General features: G+C 41.9%; 13 protein-coding genes, 1 pseudogene and 1 riboswitch. Of the genes and pseudogenes, 11 read left to right on the top strand and 3 right to left on the bottom strand.

Annotation, left to right across the window (positions count from 1 at the left end; all coding sequences use genetic code 11):
* Positions 1 to 392, top strand: a pseudogene (locus CDG77_RS23140) (gephyrin-like molybdotransferase Glp); the annotation flags it as partial.
* Between the two features lie 252 nt (positions 393 to 644).
* Here the strand turns inward: CDG77_RS23140 and CDG77_RS23135 are convergent.
* Positions 645 to 1,877 carry a cysteine desulfurase-like protein gene (locus tag CDG77_RS23135; protein ID WP_094331708.1) on the bottom strand — a complete coding sequence of 411 codons (1,233 nt, stop codon included), beginning with the start codon at positions 1,875 to 1,877 and terminating at the stop codon, positions 645 to 647.
* A 306-nt stretch (positions 1,878 to 2,183) separates the two neighbouring features.
* Between CDG77_RS23135 and CDG77_RS23130 the strand changes: the two genes are divergently transcribed.
* The 4 genes from CDG77_RS23130 to CDG77_RS23115 all read left to right on the top strand — a co-directional run bounded on the left by CDG77_RS23130 (position 2,184) and on the right by CDG77_RS23115 (position 9,755).
* On the top strand, positions 2,184 to 2,417 hold the full coding sequence (locus CDG77_RS23130) for a DUF4327 family protein (RefSeq protein ID WP_094331707.1): 234 nt from the start codon (positions 2,184 to 2,186) through the stop codon (positions 2,415 to 2,417).
* A gap of 649 nt (positions 2,418 to 3,066) precedes the next feature.
* The gene (locus CDG77_RS23125; protein WP_094331706.1) at positions 3,067 to 6,501 is read left to right on the top strand and encodes a PAS domain S-box protein; all 3,435 of its coding nucleotides are present in this window, start codon (positions 3,067 to 3,069) and stop codon (positions 6,499 to 6,501) included.
* A gap of 388 nt (positions 6,502 to 6,889) precedes the next feature.
* A complete protein-coding gene (locus CDG77_RS23120; RefSeq protein WP_094331710.1) occupies positions 6,890 to 7,366 on the top strand; it encodes a beta-lactamase hydrolase domain-containing protein in 477 nt (158 codons plus the stop codon).
* 805 nt (positions 7,367 to 8,171) lie between these two features.
* Complete coding sequence (locus CDG77_RS23115; RefSeq protein ID WP_094331705.1) at positions 8,172 to 9,755, top strand: calcium-binding protein; 1,584 nt, start codon at positions 8,172 to 8,174, stop codon at positions 9,753 to 9,755.
* Here the strand turns inward: CDG77_RS23115 and CDG77_RS35670 are convergent.
* Entirely contained in the window at positions 9,726 to 9,911 is a 186-nt protein-coding gene (locus tag CDG77_RS35670; protein WP_143857076.1) for a hypothetical protein, read from the bottom strand. The genes CDG77_RS23115 and CDG77_RS35670 overlap by 30 nt on opposite strands.
* Before the next feature lie 30 nt (positions 9,912 to 9,941).
* Here CDG77_RS35670 and CDG77_RS23110 point away from each other — a divergent pair, with 30 nt between their 5' ends.
* From CDG77_RS23110 to CDG77_RS23090, 5 genes are all read left to right on the top strand, one after another.
* Positions 9,942 to 10,175, top strand: a complete 234-nt coding sequence (locus tag CDG77_RS23110) for a hypothetical protein (RefSeq protein WP_181154316.1) — start codon at positions 9,942 to 9,944, stop codon at positions 10,173 to 10,175.
* Entirely contained in the window at positions 10,153 to 10,293 is a 141-nt protein-coding gene (locus tag CDG77_RS39145) for a DUF6888 family protein (RefSeq protein ID WP_442946437.1), read from the top strand. Before CDG77_RS23110 ends, CDG77_RS39145 begins: the two co-directional genes overlap by 23 nt.
* Positions 10,290 to 10,505, top strand: a complete 216-nt coding sequence (locus tag CDG77_RS23100; protein WP_094331704.1) for a DUF6887 family protein — start codon at positions 10,290 to 10,292, stop codon at positions 10,503 to 10,505. Before CDG77_RS39145 ends, CDG77_RS23100 begins: the two co-directional genes overlap by 4 nt.
* Before the next feature lie 75 nt (positions 10,506 to 10,580).
* Positions 10,581 to 10,677, top strand: a riboswitch (TPP riboswitch).
* A 7-nt stretch (positions 10,678 to 10,684) separates the two neighbouring features.
* Positions 10,685 to 12,058 carry a phosphomethylpyrimidine synthase gene (gene thiC / locus CDG77_RS23095; protein ID WP_094331703.1) on the top strand — a complete coding sequence of 458 codons (1,374 nt, stop codon included), beginning with the start codon at positions 10,685 to 10,687 and terminating at the stop codon, positions 12,056 to 12,058.
* Positions 12,059 to 12,763, top strand: a complete 705-nt coding sequence (locus CDG77_RS23090; protein ID WP_219852064.1) for a chloramphenicol phosphotransferase CPT family protein — start codon at positions 12,059 to 12,061, stop codon at positions 12,761 to 12,763.
* A gap of 198 nt (positions 12,764 to 12,961) precedes the next feature.
* On the opposite strand, the gene CDG77_RS23085 is transcribed toward CDG77_RS23090, so the two are convergent.
* A complete protein-coding gene (locus CDG77_RS23085) occupies positions 12,962 to 14,950 on the bottom strand; it encodes a S8 family serine peptidase (RefSeq protein ID WP_094331701.1) in 1,989 nt (662 codons plus the stop codon).
* A 210-nt stretch (positions 14,951 to 15,160) separates the two neighbouring features.
* On the opposite strand from CDG77_RS23085, the gene CDG77_RS23080 reads away from it, so the two are divergent.
* Positions 15,161 to 16,450, top strand: a complete 1,290-nt coding sequence (locus CDG77_RS23080; RefSeq protein WP_223269927.1) for an RNA-guided endonuclease InsQ/TnpB family protein — start codon at positions 15,161 to 15,163, stop codon at positions 16,448 to 16,450.
* The last annotated feature ends 62 nt before the right edge of the window (positions 16,451 to 16,512 follow it).

The following is a 16,512-nucleotide window of genomic DNA, read 5'->3' as shown; positions in this document are numbered from 1 at the left end:
CCTTCCCCATTACCCAGTCCCCAGTCCCCAGTCCCCAGTCCCCACTCTACTTTGGTTTACCAGGAAATCCTGCGGCTGTGTTGGTGACATTTTGGCGGTTTGTGCTACCAGCGATTAAGAAAATTTCGGGAATTACTGAAGGTTGGGAGCCAATGTTTTTGAAAGTGCGATCGCATGATGAATTGCGATCGGATGGCAAGCGGGAAACTTACCTTTGGGGTAAATTACATTTAATTGATGGAGTTTACGAATTTCACAAAGCTGGTGGTAGTAATAGTTCCGGCAATTTAATTAATTTAGCTCAAACCGATGCCTTAGCTGTTCTCCCGGTGGGTAAAACATTAATTTCTCCAAAAGAAGAGGTGCAAGTTTTGCAGCTTAGTAACGGGTAATGAAAGCAAAATAATCAATTTTAAATCGCTAGAACCATTGATATTTAGCGCTCTTTAGGGAATGAATCAGCCCTGCCTTAAAAAGGGGGGAAACGGAATCAAAGTCCCCCTTTTTAAGGGGGATTTAGGGGGATCTACAAGTATTTGATACATCACCAAGGACTTTTCAAACATCCTCTAAGACAGGGGATGAAAAAAAGGCTTAACTCAATCATCTTGAATCAAACCAGATAATTACGAATTACGAATTAGTTAAAATGTCTGCTCAAAAGCCTCAATCAAGCTGTTAACTTCCTCAAGGGTGTTGTAATGTACCATACTCACCCGGACTATTCCACCTTGCGACGCTAACCCCAGATATTCAATGAGCCGTTTAGCATAAAAATCTCCGTAGCGAATCCCAATGTGATGCTGGTCAATTTTTGCCGGAATGGTTGAGCTATTCATTCCATCGACGACAAAAGATATAGTCGGTACACGCAATTGACGGTCAGCTTTTGATTGACCAATGACTCGCACATTAGACTTGCTGTTGAGGTAATTTAGGAGGCGATCGCTAATTTTTTCTTCATGTATGCTAATTAAATCAAAGGACTGCACCATCTGATTTCTCAAATCAGGTGCGGTTTTATCGCCGTAATGGAGTTGTGCTAACTCACTTAAATAATCACATAAACCTAACATTCCATAACTTAATTCAAAATTGACATTACCTAACTGAAATTTATAAGGTATGTCTGTCTGTTGAATAAAATAATGATTAAGACCAGGCAATCTTAATAAATGTTCTTCTTTGCCATAAAGTAAGGCATGGTGTGACCCGTAAACTTTGTAAGAACTCAAAGTATAAAAATCAACATCCAAATCTTGGACATCAACTAATCTGTGTGGTGCATAAGCTACACCATCCACACAAATCATCGCGTTGCGATCGTGTACAAATGCAGCAATTTCTTTGATCGGGTTGATGGTTCCCAAAACATTAGAAGCATGAGTCAAGGCTACTAATTTAGTGCTATTACTCATTAATTGTTCTAAATCTGCTAAATGGAGTTCCAAGGTATCTGGGCGAATTTGCCACACTTTAACCTTCATTCCTTGTTTTTCCAAAGCAACCCAAGCACCAATATTGGCTTCATGGTCACAATTAGTAACAATAATCTCATCACCAGGTGTAAAGGTTTGACCCAGACAAGTTGAGAGAACTTTCAACATCATTGTCGTAGATGGGCCCATAACTATTTCTTTAGAAGAATTGGCATTAATAAAAGTAGCCATTCCCCTAGTTGCTAAAGCCAATCGTTCTCCGGCAAGTTGAGAAACAGCATAAGAAGCTCCCAACTGGACATCAGAACTTAGGAGAAATTCGCTAATTCTATCTACTACTTTTTTCAGGGTTTGTGACCCGCCAGCGTTATCAAAAAAAGTCCATTCACCAGCTAGCGCAGGAAAATATTGACGAACTTTATCAAGATTCAAAAGCATAGTATAAGTTTTGTAGAGAATGTTATTTACCCTAACCTACCTTTTGGCAAGTCGCCCAAAGAGCATCTACACCGTCTTTTGCTATTTACAGCTTCTTCTACCAGATTTATTACTCTGCAAAAATCTCTCTAGAGGGGGTATACTTGGGAACTCCAGGAGGATATTACTGACACAGTTAACTTCCAGCAAGAGTTAATGTCTTGATTCTTCACAATTCTCGCCAATTTTCTTTGATAAGTTTAAGGTAGAGTCAAATAAACTATATTTTGATTCTTAATTCCTTGATTTAAAACAAAGGAACGACTTATGAACACTACGGTTAAATATGACATCGAAGTTATCAAGGAAGAAGCACTTCAACTTGTTAAAAAGAGATTTGTTAACCGTCAACAGCCAATTTATACCCTTTGTAAATATATTCCTCATCGTGACTGGGTTAATTTTGAACTTGAGTTAGAAAAGAATGAATTTCTACTCAGAGATAGAATTATCGACCTACTCAATCACGAATCTTGGGAAGATGATGCAGGCTGCATCTAAAAGCAGTGCCCCATTAGCAGCATCCGAATAAAATCAAAATTAAAAATTCATTTTTCAGCGTTAAAAACCCTCGAATCAATTCGGGGGTTATAAATAAGATATTGTTGAAGACTTGTTATGCTAAATTCACAGTCTTTAAGAGGGAACAGGCGAAAGAGCCAATATTAAGAAATAATCGGAGAAATCAGCTTTATTTCCCATGTATAGCAAGCTTTTTGAGATTTTCTCACATAAATTTAGCATACTAGGTACTAAAGAACCAAATTAACTTTAGGAACGCAAATTTAATAAGGTGCAATTCTTATTTAACTTGGAATGGTGCGTTACGCTCCGCTAACACACCCTACTTTTGCATTTTATTTAATCATCAGTTAGAGTAATCTCTTGAGATATCCGATCTGCTATCTCTAATTTGACAATAGAGTGAGTTGAGAAACTCTAAAATTCTATCTACCTCCTGGTTTAGTTACTAACTTGCATTGTGTCTCTTGTATTAGGTTTTCTAATCTTTACAGGGTAAATAGTTGATTGATAATTGATTGATTATCAATTACAGCAAAATAATTCCTGATTTTTAACAATTTACTTACTTTAGTTTCTACAAAATTGTACTGATATCAAAGAGATCATTAGAATTGACAAATTAACTATGCGATTCAACGATCGTCTGATTAACATACCTAGATTAAATAATGTTATTAATCGTTCTCCCCTAACGATTAGTTTTGATAGTTTTGTAGTCGAAGCTATTGTTCTGATGAGTCAGGAAAGATGTAGTAATTATGCACCTATTAGTTTAAATTCCTCATTAGATTTAAGCTTTGCCAATCAATCACTAAATGGTTGCGTCTTGGTTTTGGATGGAGAAAACTTATTAGGTATTTTTACAGGAAAAGATGTAATTAGACTTATAGCTTTGGGAATAGACTTAGCCACGGTGACAATGGCTGAAGTGATGACGCAGCCAGTAGTTACCCTTAGACAATCAGATTCTAATGATATTTTCACTGCTTTATCATTATTGCGTCAGCACCAGACTGACTATTTACCTGTTTTGGACGATCGCGGGCAATTGCTAGGAATCATCACCCAGACTAGTTTACTACAAGCCTTTGACCTGATAAAAATGGTTGGGGTGGTTGAAGGCTTGCAGCAATATTTACAAGAACCCACAGATGAATTCAGGCAGGTTAATCTGCCAATTGAGATCGAGCAGGTGTACCGCCAAACTCAAAATCACTTAAAAGTATGGGTTGAGGCCAAATTGGCTGAAATCATCCAAGTTAATCAAGAACTTCAGCTAGCCCTCGAAGAACTCCAAGCGGAACGGACAGAAGGACTTGTTACGTCCAACGTTTTGCTGCAACACGAAATTACCGATCGCCAACGTGCAGAAGTTGCATTACAGCAGAGCGAAAACCTCTATCGCCAACTAGTGGAAAGCCAAACTGACATAATTATCCGCATTGATTTACAAGGGAAGATTACCTTTGCCAATATGGCTGCCTGTCAAACCTTTGGCTGGAAACAAGATGAGTTTCATGGTCAGTCATTTTTCCAGTTTTTTCATCTAGATGACTTACCTAAAGTGATGGAAAGTATCACAGTTTTAGAATCTTCGTTCCATCCATTGACTAATTGTGAGCGACGGGTATTCACAGTCAATGGTATTCGTTGGTTTGAATGGAATGCGATCGCAATTCATGATGACAAAGGAGAAGTTGTTGAAATACAAGGGGTAGCCAGAGATATTACCGAACAGCGAGCTGCGTTAGAGGAACGCCAACTTGCCGAAGCAGCACTACGCCAAAGCGAGGAGAAATTTCGCACTTTTGCCGAACACACCCAAGCACTCATCTGGATTCGTAGCGCAGATACATTCCAACCTTTGTACATTAGTCCCGCTTATGAGAAGATTTGGGGTCGATCTTCTCAGAGTCTGTTTGAGGAGCCAAAATCTTGGGTAAACAACATTCATCCAGACGATCGCGATCGCGCCACCCAATTAATCGACCAACTGCTGAGTACTAATCAATCTATTTCAACAGAATATCGGATTTTACGACCTGATGGCTTGGTGCGCTGGATTTGGAATCAGGGCTTTGCTGTCTATGATGACCAAGGAAAAGTTAACTATTATGGTGGCATTGCTGAAGATATCACCGAGCGCAAACTGGCCGAAGAGTCACTGCAAGAAAGTGAAGCACGATTGAATTTAGCTACCGAAGCAGTCCAAATTGGTATATGGGATCGAAACCTAATCGCCAATACTGGGATTTGGTCTGCCAATATGGGGCCACTTTATGGTCTACCGAGTAACACTTTGTGTCCAAGCGTTGAAGGCTATCTCAATTTAATCCATCCAGAAGACCGCGAATCGGTAGCTGCGAATATGGCTTGGATGATTGAGGCAGGACAGGGATCATCTATAGAGTATCGAATTATCTGGCCTGACGGCAGCCTACACTGGTTACACTGCAAAGGTCGGGCTTACTATAACGAAATTGGTCAGCCAATTCGAGCGATCGGCACAAGTAGGGATGTAACTGAGAGCAAGCTGGCAGAACAAAAAATTTCCGAACAAGCCGCTCTACTTGATATCGCCACAGATGCCATATTAGTTAGAGATTTCCAGTCTCAAATATTAGTTTGGAATAAAGGTGCAGAGCGGATGTACGGTTGGCTCTCTACAGAAGTTATAGGAAAAAACCTCGAGGAGATTTTGTACCCAACCAAAATTCAGCACCAACTGGAAATACCTCTAAAAAGCGTAATTGAGAGCGGCTCGTGGCAAGGTGAGTTATCTAAAGTGACAAAATCCGGTAAGGCAATTATTGTAGAAAGCCGATGGACATTGATGCGCGATCCTGAAGGAAAACCTAAATCTATCCTGACTGTTGACACTGATATTACTGAAAAGAAACAACTTGAAGAACAGTTTTTTCGCGCCCAGCGATTGGAAAGCATTGGTACCCTTGCAGGTGGTATTGCCCACGACTTAAACAATATATTGACACCAATTTTGGCAACAGCTCAATTGCTACAGGGGAAATTTTTTCAAGACGAGGAGCGTTCTGGGCAACTGCTGACACTTGTAGAAAGCAACGCCCAACGGGGAGCAGCTTTAGTGAAGCAAGTTTTGTCATTTGCGCGAGGATTTAAAGGGGAGCGGACAATTATCCAAATCAAGTACCTGATTTCAGAAATTATCCAAATTATTAAACAGACATTTCCCAAATCTATTGAATTTTCCACGGTTATCCCAGAAGATATTTGGGCTGTCACCGTAGATACCACACAACTGCATCAAGTGTTGATGAATCTGGTAGTAAATGCCCGCGATGCTTTACCAGATGGGGGCAATATCAAAATTTCTGCGGAAAATAAGTTTATTGATGAAGCTTATACGAGAATGAATATCGATGCCAAGGTTGGGCATTATATTGTAATTACCGTTGCCGATAACGGAGTTGGGATACCGCCAGAAATATTAGATAGAATTTTTGAGCCATTTTTTACGACAAAAGAGATCAATGCAGGTACGGGACTTGGCCTTTCAACAGTGCTGGGCATCATTAGAAGCCACGACGGTTTTATCAAAGTATCTAGTAATGTTGGTAGAGGCAGCAAATTTGACCTGTTTTTACCAGCAGTGCAAGCAACCCAAGCCTTCGAGATCGAAGATATGGAACTGGTCCCAGGAGAGGGAGAATTGATTTTAGTTGTAGATGATGAGGCTCAAATTCGGGAGGTTGCCACCATCATTCTAGAAAAATATAACTATAAGATACTAGCTGCCAGTAATGGCATAGAAGCGATCGCACTTTATGCCCAACACAAGCATCAAATCAATGCCGTATTGATGGATATAATGATGCCGGAGATGGATGGAATTACTGCTATTCGCACCTTGCAAAAAATGAACAAGCAGGTTCAAATCATTGCCTGTACGGGGTTGAACTTAGTAGATGTATCTGCTCAAGCTGCTGATGCCAATGTGCAAGCAGTATTATCAAAACCCTATACAGCCAGAGAACTATTGAAAAGTTTACACCACCTATTGCGCGAACCCCGTGGAATCTAACTGCGTGACATTTGGGTAATAATACTATCCCAATGAATAGAGAACAGAGTTAGCCTGTAGCAGTCATTATTTATGGACTTGTTTACGAAAATTCTGAGCTAATTGCTCCCCCAACTTGCTCAATAGTATAACTTCTAAAATATAAACTAATGTAAACATATCACTAAAAACCATAATTAGTTCTAATACACGGTAATCCCATCGACAAACCGTATATTATGAATAAAGCAATAAAATAATTAACTTCAAAAGGCAAATTTTGAAGTAATCAAGCAATATCGTTTGATATTTAGCTAGTTTTGCCGTTTTTATTTAAATATCTTCTCAAAGCTTGCTGATTCGAGTATTTACCAAGCTGGAAGCCATCAAAAAGTCAAAAGGAGTGAATGTGATCAACGCCATACAGATTAACGAAAACTTGACAACCACAGGACAAGTGATCCCAAAACAGCTTGAGCAAGCTATCGAAGAAGGTTTTAAATCCATTCTAAATCTGCGATCGCCTGATGAACTAGGATTTTCTAAGGATGAGCAAAAAGTAGCGGAAGCATTGGGGCTGCATTATACAAATGTTCCACTCAAGGTGGATTTAAAAAACTTGAATGAAGAGGTGATTACCAAAATCCTCACGACACTAGAACAAATACCTAAACCAGCAGTTGTACATTGTGCAGCCGGGATGCGTTCGACTGGAATTGCGCTATTAAGTATCGCTATTCAGGAAGGATTAACACCAGAGGAAACCTTAGCCAAGGCTAGGAATCTGGGTTTTGGATTCTTTGAACACGCTGGCGTTAGTCCCCGGCTGAAGCAATTATTTATAGACTACGTTAACAAACACGCGAAAGTAGCTGTACTCAGCTAAAAGTAATGTCAGTTTGACAAACCTCTCACTGCCTTAAACTTTCCTTCAAGGCAGCGAGAGAGATGCTTTGGCATAATAAAATATTTTAGAGGCTTCTTTATTAGTATTCTAGTTTTTGTGTGTAGTTCTACTTAATGCGATCGCCTGAAGAGAATCTGGCAAAAATATAGAATTTTATGGATAAAAATGCACGCATCGCATAACTAAAGTTAAAAGACAAGTTCTGTTAACAATACCTTTGCCAAAAAAAGAAAACGAAAAATATTGCTGTCACTTCATAAGTACTTGCTAGGTATCCCACAAGTTCCCAATTTTAAACTAGTACAACACGGCGGAAATAAACCAACCATTGGAAATGTCTAGAACCCTTACGCAATCGGAATTCCGAATTCCGAATTCCGAATTCCGAATTCCGCCTTGCGGTACTAGGTATACTTTAACGCTTCCACCTCTTCAAGGGGTGGAATTCTTGTTTCAACCAGGTAAATAATACGTAAATAGCGATTCTAAAAACTAAAAAATAGATAAGTAAAGTGAAGTAAGGAAAAATACTATTCCAAATAGTGACACTTACAAAAACAAACATTATAGTAATGCAATTAACCAATGCTTTTATGTAGCAGGTTAGCTAAGTAATGCTTATAACGCCAGTTAAAAGCTGAAATTCACTAAAAAATTAGTGTATTCCCGGTTGACACAAACTATACCGAAAGTCCGAACTTTTGGCTAATTTATTGTGCCTTAAAACAGCAATACTGGCAGGTTGATATCTCAAGTTTCTGAAAAAGTGATTTAGGTAGAAATTATGGCAATTATCAATGGAACTGATGCTAATGACATCCTCAATGGTTTCGGGAGTAATGACAGCATCAATGGCTTTGAGGGCGACGATATTTTGAATATTAGTAATTATTCTGGGAAGAACTTTTTAGACGGCGGCTCTGACAATGATAGACTTTATGCTAAAAAGACTACCGACAACAATACCCTCAAAGGCGGAAGTGGGGATGATTATTTAGATGTTTCTTCTTCTTCTGGGAAAAACCTCCTAGACGGTGGTTCTGAGAGCGATCAAATCTATGCTACACATACCACTGGCAACAATATCCTCAAGGGTGGAAGTGAGAATGATTATTTAGATGTATCTTCTTCTTTTGGGAATAACACTCTTTATGGAGATACAGGAAATGACGAATTTTCGATTCAGGATAGTTTTGGCAAAAATACTATTTTAGGAGGAACTGGCTCTGATAAATTTTCCGCATATAAAGTCAATGGTGCTAATACCTTGAATGGGGGAGATGGCGACGACTCTTTCTATTTGAGTTCCCCATCTAGCGCTCCTTCTTTTTTAGTTACTCAAACCATAGATGGGGGTAAAGGTTCCGATTATTTGGAAGTCGATTACAGTAGCAATACTACTAAAGGAATCTCCTGGACTTTCAATGCAATCACGAACCAAGGCTCGATAACAGCCGGCACGAGTCGAGTCAGCTACAAGAATATTGAACGATTTAATATCACTGGTACAGCCTACGCTGACAATATCGTGGGAGGCAATAGTGAAGATGTACTCAATGGGGGTACTTCTGGCAATGATACTATTAGTGCGGGTGCAGGTAACGATTACCTGAATGTTTCCTACTCGTCTGGTAACAACATTGTGAATGGAGACGATGGTAATGATACCTTTTACGCATATAGAGTCAAGGGTGCTAACACCTTGAATGGCGGGAATGGAGATGACTCTTTTTATTTGAGCGCCTCATCTACCGCCACTTCTGTTTTAGTGACTCAAACAGTAAATGGGGGTACAGGTGACGATAGTTTGGAAGTTAATTACAGTAGCGATACTATCAAAGGAATCACCTCAACCTTCAATGCAACCACTAACCAAGGCTCAATAACATCTGGCACAAATCGAGTTAGCTACAAGAAGATTGAACGATTAAACATCAGTGGTACAGCCTATGCTGACAAGATCGTGGGGGGTAATAACGGCGATGTGCTATATGGATATAATGGCAACGATCTCTTGACTGGAGGGAGAGGTAGTGATGCTCTGTACGGGGGAGATGGCACTGATACCTTTGCGTTCAATAATTACAATGAAGGGATTGATAGTCTTGATGACTTCAACCCGACTGGTGAAGTTATTCAGGTTTCGGCTGCTGGTTTCGGCGGCTCTTTAGCAGTAGGTACACTCTTAGCCAGTCAGTTTACCATCGGTTCAGTTGCGAGTGCGATCGCTCAACGATTTATTTACAACAATATTACAGGCACACTGTCCTTTGACCAAGATGGTAGCGGAGGTGCTTTTTCTCAGGTAGAATTCGCGCAACTAAACAGTGGATTATCACTAAGCGCAACCAATTTCGTTGTTGTCTAATTGTACAGAGTCAAGGCGATCGTTCCATAGTACCTTGTGGTTAAAAGCTTTTGGTTGAAGAGTGCGATCGCCTTTAGTATAGCCATCAAAGTGTAGACGCTCTGATAACGAATTCTGACTACAAACTTTGTTTAGTAGTGGATTTTCAATCTTCATATCATGATTATCCTGAAGCAAGAGAGCGCGATGCCTAATGCCTACGGCGGCAAGCTACGCAAAAAGGCAACTTTACTCGCTCTTGCAGCAGTCCCCTTACTTTATTCACGGGTGAAAGACTTTGGATTATTACATCTTTACTCTCAATCTGAAGAAGTAGTATGTAATTTATTTACAGGAAATCGACGAGAAAATGCCCAAGCCCTAATTAGAAAGTATTGCGAACAATCTTTTTATTCTGATGTTCGAGTTGCAGCTTGGTAAACCACAAGATGTTTGCACGATAGTTCGTCTAGATGAGCGCACTGGAAACATATTCATCTTATCTGGCAATGAAATAGAAATTTTAATTAGTCGCGATGGAAATTGGCGATATTTATGACAAAACCAAACTTTGATGCTATGAGTGAAGCAGAATTACGCGCCTACGTCATTGCACACCAAGATGATCAAGAGGCTTTTTACGCACTTGCGGATCGTTTGACGGCAAAACCTCCCTCTGCAACTTATCCCGCATCAATGACTCCAGAGGAAATCCAGAATGCAATATTAGACATTATTCAACAAAAACAGCGTAGGCGCAGCCCGTCGTAGACATCGCCAGACTCCAAAAAAACAGCATAAATTTTTAACACCCTTGCCCCTAGATATAACGAAGGTGATACACTACATCCATGCTAGGGGTGCCTACATAATCAGGCTGAGATCACACCCTTAACACCTGAGTCTGGGTAATACCAGCGGAGGGAAGCTGTTTATAGAGGAATCACAATATGCGGACAGAATGGGTTGCTAAACGGCGTGGGCAGGTTAATGTATCGCAAATGCACTACGCCCGCCAAGGTGTCATCACTGAAGAAATGCACTACGTCGCCCAACGAGAAAATCTCCCTACCGATCTCATTCGTGACGAAGTGGCGCGGGGGCGGATGATTATCCCTGCTAATATTAATCACACTAATTTAGAGCCGATGGCTATTGGTATCGCCTCTAAATGTAAGGTTAATGCTAATATTGGCGCTTCCCCCAACTCTTCTAACCTTCAAGAAGAAGTTGATAAGCTGAATCTGGCGGTGAAGTACGGTGCTGATACCGTGATGGATTTGTCCACGGGCGGCGGTAATTTGGATGAAATTCGTACCGCTATCATCAAGGCTTCACCTGTTCCCATTGGTACAGTACCTGTTTACCAAGCTTTAGAAAGCGTCCACGGCACAATTGAGAATCTGACTGCTGATGATTTTCTCCATATCATCGAAAAACACGCCCAGCAAGGGGTAGATTATCAAACTATCCACGCTGGGATTTTGATTGAACATTTGCCTTTGGTGAGAAACCGGATCACCGGTATTGTCTCTCGCGGTGGCGGTATTTTGGCGCGGTGGATGCTGCATCACCACAAACAAAACCCACTTTATACCCACTTCCAAGATATTATTGAGATTTTCAAAAAGTACGATGTCTCCTTCAGTTTAGGAGATTCTCTACGTCCTGGTTGTACCCATGATGCCTCAGATGAAGCACAATTAGCTGAATTGAAAACTCTGGGACAACTAACTCGCAAAGCCTGGGAAGATGATGTCCAGGTAATGGTGGAAGGACCGGGACACGTGCCAATGGATCAAATTGAGTTCAATGTTCGTAAGCAGATGGAAGAGTGTTCTGAAGCACCTTTCTATGTTTTGGGGCCATTGGTGACAGACATTGCTCCTGGTTATGACCATATCACTTCAGCTATTGGAGCAGCTATGGCTGGATGGTACGGTACTGCAATGCTGTGCTATGTAACACCCAAAGAACATTTGGGTCTACCAAATGCCGAAGATGTACGGAATGGGTTGATTGCCTATAAAATAGCGGCTCATGCGGCTGATATTGCTAGACATCGCCCCGGTGCAAGGGATAGAGATGATGAACTTTCTAAGGCGCGTTACAATTTCGATTGGAACCGTCAGTTTGAATTATCACTCGATCCAGAAAGAGCTAAGGAATATCACGATGAAACTTTACCAGCAGATATCTATAAAACTGCTGAGTTTTGTTCGATGTGTGGGCCTAAGTTCTGCCCAATGCAAACTAAGGTTGATGCTGATGCGCTGACAGAATTAGAGAAATTCTTGGCGAAAGAGCCTGTGAGTCAAAGCTAATTGACGCGGGGATGCAAACAATGTAGAGACGTAGCACTGCTACGTCTCTACAATAAGAGGATGGGAGAAGCAGTTGTGGAACAGACACAAAAGCCAGGACAGATTGTAATCCTGAATGGTACTCCGCGATCGGGGAAGTCGAGCATTGTGGAAGCGATTCAGGAGACATTTGATGGTGTATGGATGAACTTGGGTGTCGATAGGTTTATGCAAATGACTCCTGCAAGATACCTGCCTGGGATCGGTCTGCGGCCAGGGGGAGAACGCCAGGACATCGAACCCCTCGTTCCCATTCTCTACAGCGCTATGTATGAATCCATTGCCGCCCACAGCCGCTTAGGACTAAATGTCGTGGTTGATGTCGGACACCATGATGCATACGCAACGGAGCGGGGAATTCTGAGCGATAGTGCCCGACGTTTAAACGGATTGCCGGTCTTGTTCGTAGGCGTTCGCTGCCCCATTGAGATAATTATGGAAAGACGACAAAATACGGGGTGGAAAGTAGTAAGTGCAGCCGACTCCCCGGTGCCACCTCCGATTCTGTTATGGCAGCGTGAAGTCCACATCCCTGGCATCTATGACCTTGAAGTTGATACCTCGTTATTAAGTCCGGGTGCGTGTGCTGAGGTGATACGCCAGCATCTCGTAAATAGTCCAGTACCATCGGCATTCCAACGACTTGCCGCATTGTCTCACAAATAAATAATCGCCTAGCTGTATCAAACCGTATTCAGCCTTAAGGAGTCAATATTGTTTGGTTAAAACAAGAGACGCGATAAATCGCCGTCTTTACAATAATCAGTTATGTAAGATTTCAAGTTTTGTTTCTCTCAAAATATCAGGTTGGGTTTTGCTGTCGCTCTACCCAGCCTACAACTACCCTTAACCAAGGATATTGGCTTAAAATCCAATTTCAATGGTCAAGCTGCGAATCTTTCCTGTATCTGCGTTAGCTTTATCTGCAACTTCAAGAGTCCAGGTTCCTTGGGGATTTTTACCTTTAAAGGCAGCAAGTTTTGGGGTGTTTACCTCGTCATAAGTTGTTTTAATATTATCTGTAGCTCCGCCTTGGCGATCGTGCAGAATGATGGGAAGTACACCTATTTGTACTGGGGGAAGAAGAGTAACTACAAGATCCCCAATATAGGTATGCTCAATGTCTACATTAACTTTGATGGATTTCAGGAGGGTGGTATTAGCGATCGCCAACGACAATGTTGATGTTTGCAAGTCGTTAATGGGGATATCTTGCACTGCCTTGAATATAGTAATGGGCGATGTTTGCGCCGGCTTGGCCAATTCTACAGCTTTAAGAGCATTCATTCGACCGTAACCATAGAAAGGGCTGCGACCATTGGCATCATATTTACCTCCAGCTCGATCGATGCGATCGCAGGAGCGTTTTATAATATCTCGTACTTCATCCCAACGCAGATTTGGGTTTCTGGCAATAATCAAGGCTGCTACCCCACCCGCACCGGGACAAGCACTGGAAGTTCCGCCGAATTCGCTTGTGTAGTTACCTCCCGCATCACCCAGATTCCGATTACCCGAATTATAGCCAACTACACCAGCGCGATCGGTTGTCCAAATTCCAGGGGTTTGAGAACTATCACCATTGTTACTGGGAAAGGCACACCACACCGCTTGACCAAAGTCGCTGTAAGCGCTTCTCGTGCCGAAGTCGTTACAAGCTGCGACAGCAATCACCTTTTGGTAACTAGCGTAACCATCGTTATCCACGCTTTCGTTACCATTACCAGCCGCGAATAAAATTACACATCCCTTGCCGTTGCGCCCTTTATTAATTGCAAAGTCCATAGCCAGTCTTGTAGAGTCAGGCAGAGGGACTTTTTGCTTGTGTAGAGGATCGTCTGGCTCAAACCAAACACCATCTGCTGGGCCCCAGCTACAAGAAATAACATCAGCACCATTTTGAGCCGCCCAAATAAAAGCATCTGCTTCATCCTGTGAACCCAACGATGAAGCTAAACGAATCGGCATCAGTTTTGCACCCGGTGCTACACCAGATGCACCAAATTTCCCGTTTCCACAAGCTACTCCGGCACAAGCTGTCCCGTGGTTATTGTCGTTTCCGGGTCTGGGATTGTCACTTTTACGTGTGACATCACGCGGGGCAACAATCTTTCCAGAGGAACGGAACTCTTCATGATCGAGATCCACACCGTCGTCGATAATTGCAATAATTGCCCCTGTGCCATCGCTCAACTTCCAAGCGGCCTCAACGTTGGCATGGGCGTTAATTACCTTACCATTAATTGTTGTTTGCTTTAAGTGCCACTGTTGCGGGAAAACCTGACGTTGGCGTGATTCACGCACTAGTTCAGGATGACACAGTTCAACTGATTCTTCATTCAAAAGTCGCTCGGCAATGTCAAAGATGGCTATACCAGTATTTGCAGGTGCATTGACAAAGTAAGTATTCCGTGCATATTCAAGTTGGCGTTTAATTGTTAAGTTGTAACGTCTTAATACCTCTTGGCAGACGCTTGATTCTTCTTCGTTATCGAATTTAACAAAGAGGTTTTCGGTGTAAATTACTGGTTGACTAGAGACTGGATCGATGAGGACACGTCCGGCAAATTGGACTTCAGACTCTTGATTGAGAATTTCACGGGCGCGATCGCGCAGAGCCACACCTTGATTCGGAACTTTCGCTTGCAGAATTTCTACACCCGCTTGCCGAAACCGCGTTGTTAACTCGAATTGATTGAGGATGCTACGAGCCGTGGGTGACACAGGCGCGACTTCAAACGGTCTTGCACCGACAATAGTACTGCGGCTTTCGGTACGCACTACAACGTGTTCGTCACTGATCGCAAGTTCATACTGTTTACCGTTTTGTCCACCATAGCGAACCTGAACCATATTTTAATCTCCTAAATATTTTGAAAATTGGGAATTGGGAAACTGCATTAGGACTTACTTTTAAAGCTGGCTACATGGTACATGCAGTTTGCACTTACCTTTAGTTTATATATGCTTTTTATTTCATCTAAACCTCCAGGAGACTCCCACCAAAACTGTACTCAGTATTGTGTTTTCTGATATAATTGGATGAGTTATAATGCAAGTACAATGCAAACAATATCGGTAAAATGCAAAATTCAAGTCCCTATAGAGTTGCACTCTGAAATAGACCGCACTTTGCAGGGATTTGCTGATGCTTGCAATCAGATATTGGAGGTTGCCAAACGCGAGAAATGCTGGAATACCACCAAGCTTCACCACTTGGTTTATAAGCCAGTACGTGAGGCGACGGGCATTAAGGCAAATCACGTTTGTCAAGCTATCCGCCGTGTGATTGGTAATGCTAAAGCAGCTAAACAAGTCCACAAATTTAGACCAACGTCTATTAACTTGGATGCTCGAACTTTTCAGTACTTGGAAGAATTGCAAACTGTGGGCGTTACCTTGATGTGTGGCCGTAAAAAGTTCAAGTTGAGTATTGGTAACTACCAGCTGGCATTGCTTAAAGGGCAATCCCCAACGGCTGCTACTCTCAACAAAACAAAACACGGCGACTACTACATCAATATCTGTGTTGACCTGCTTACCAACCCCACAGGTAAAACACCCGTCTTGAAAAGTTCTGCGCCCGGAGACCAGGACGCACAGACTTTTCGCAAAGTAATTGGGGTCGATTTGGGCAGGCGCGATATAGCCACCACTTCTAATGGTGATTCTTGGAGTGGTAAGCAGATTCAAAATACTCGTGACCGATACAGTAAAGTCAGGGCTAATGTTCAATCCAAACGCACTCGCAGTTCTAGAAAACTGTTGAGAAGGCTCTCTGGGAGAGAACAAAGGTTTCAAAAGTGGTTGAATCACAATATCTCGAAACAGTTGGTTCAAGATGCCAAACAAAGTAACTCTGCTTTGGCTTTTGAAGATTTGACCAATATCAGACAATCGCTCAATCAAAAACCACGTACTAAGACAGAACGACGTAGAACCAATAATTGGGCTTTTTACCAATTGCGGATGTTTGTTGATTACAAAGCAAATATCGCAGGTGTGCCAGTTGTCTTTGTTCCACCTGCCTACACGAGTCAAACCTGTTCCCGATGTCACCATGTGCATCCGGTCAAAGGTAAATCCTATCGTTCTAATAAGTCTTTCAAGTGTGGGCATTGTGGTTTTGAGCATGATGCTGATATTAATGCTGCGCTAAACATTGCAGTTTTGGGGGTTTCTGTAAACAACCCTGAAGTTCCGGGGATTGCTTGCTTGTTGGAGAGCCACTGCGTTGCGGGGATGGAGGAGTTTGTAGGAAGTGGCGTAGGACAACTTAGTTTGTTTCCGACTGGTGGTGAAATCTGGGACAAAGCCTACTCCGCATTTGGTACCCCAAATCGGTGTAGGTAATTTACGTGTTATATGTGTATTACGACATTAAAAATATACAGCTTGAACAGGATTTAATCTCT

This window comes from Nostoc sp. 'Peltigera membranacea cyanobiont' 213 (assembly GCF_002245975.1).
Classification (GTDB): Bacteria; Cyanobacteriota; Cyanobacteriia; order Cyanobacteriales; family Nostocaceae; genus Nostoc.
This window is presented reverse-complemented; position numbering and strand designations above follow the sequence as displayed.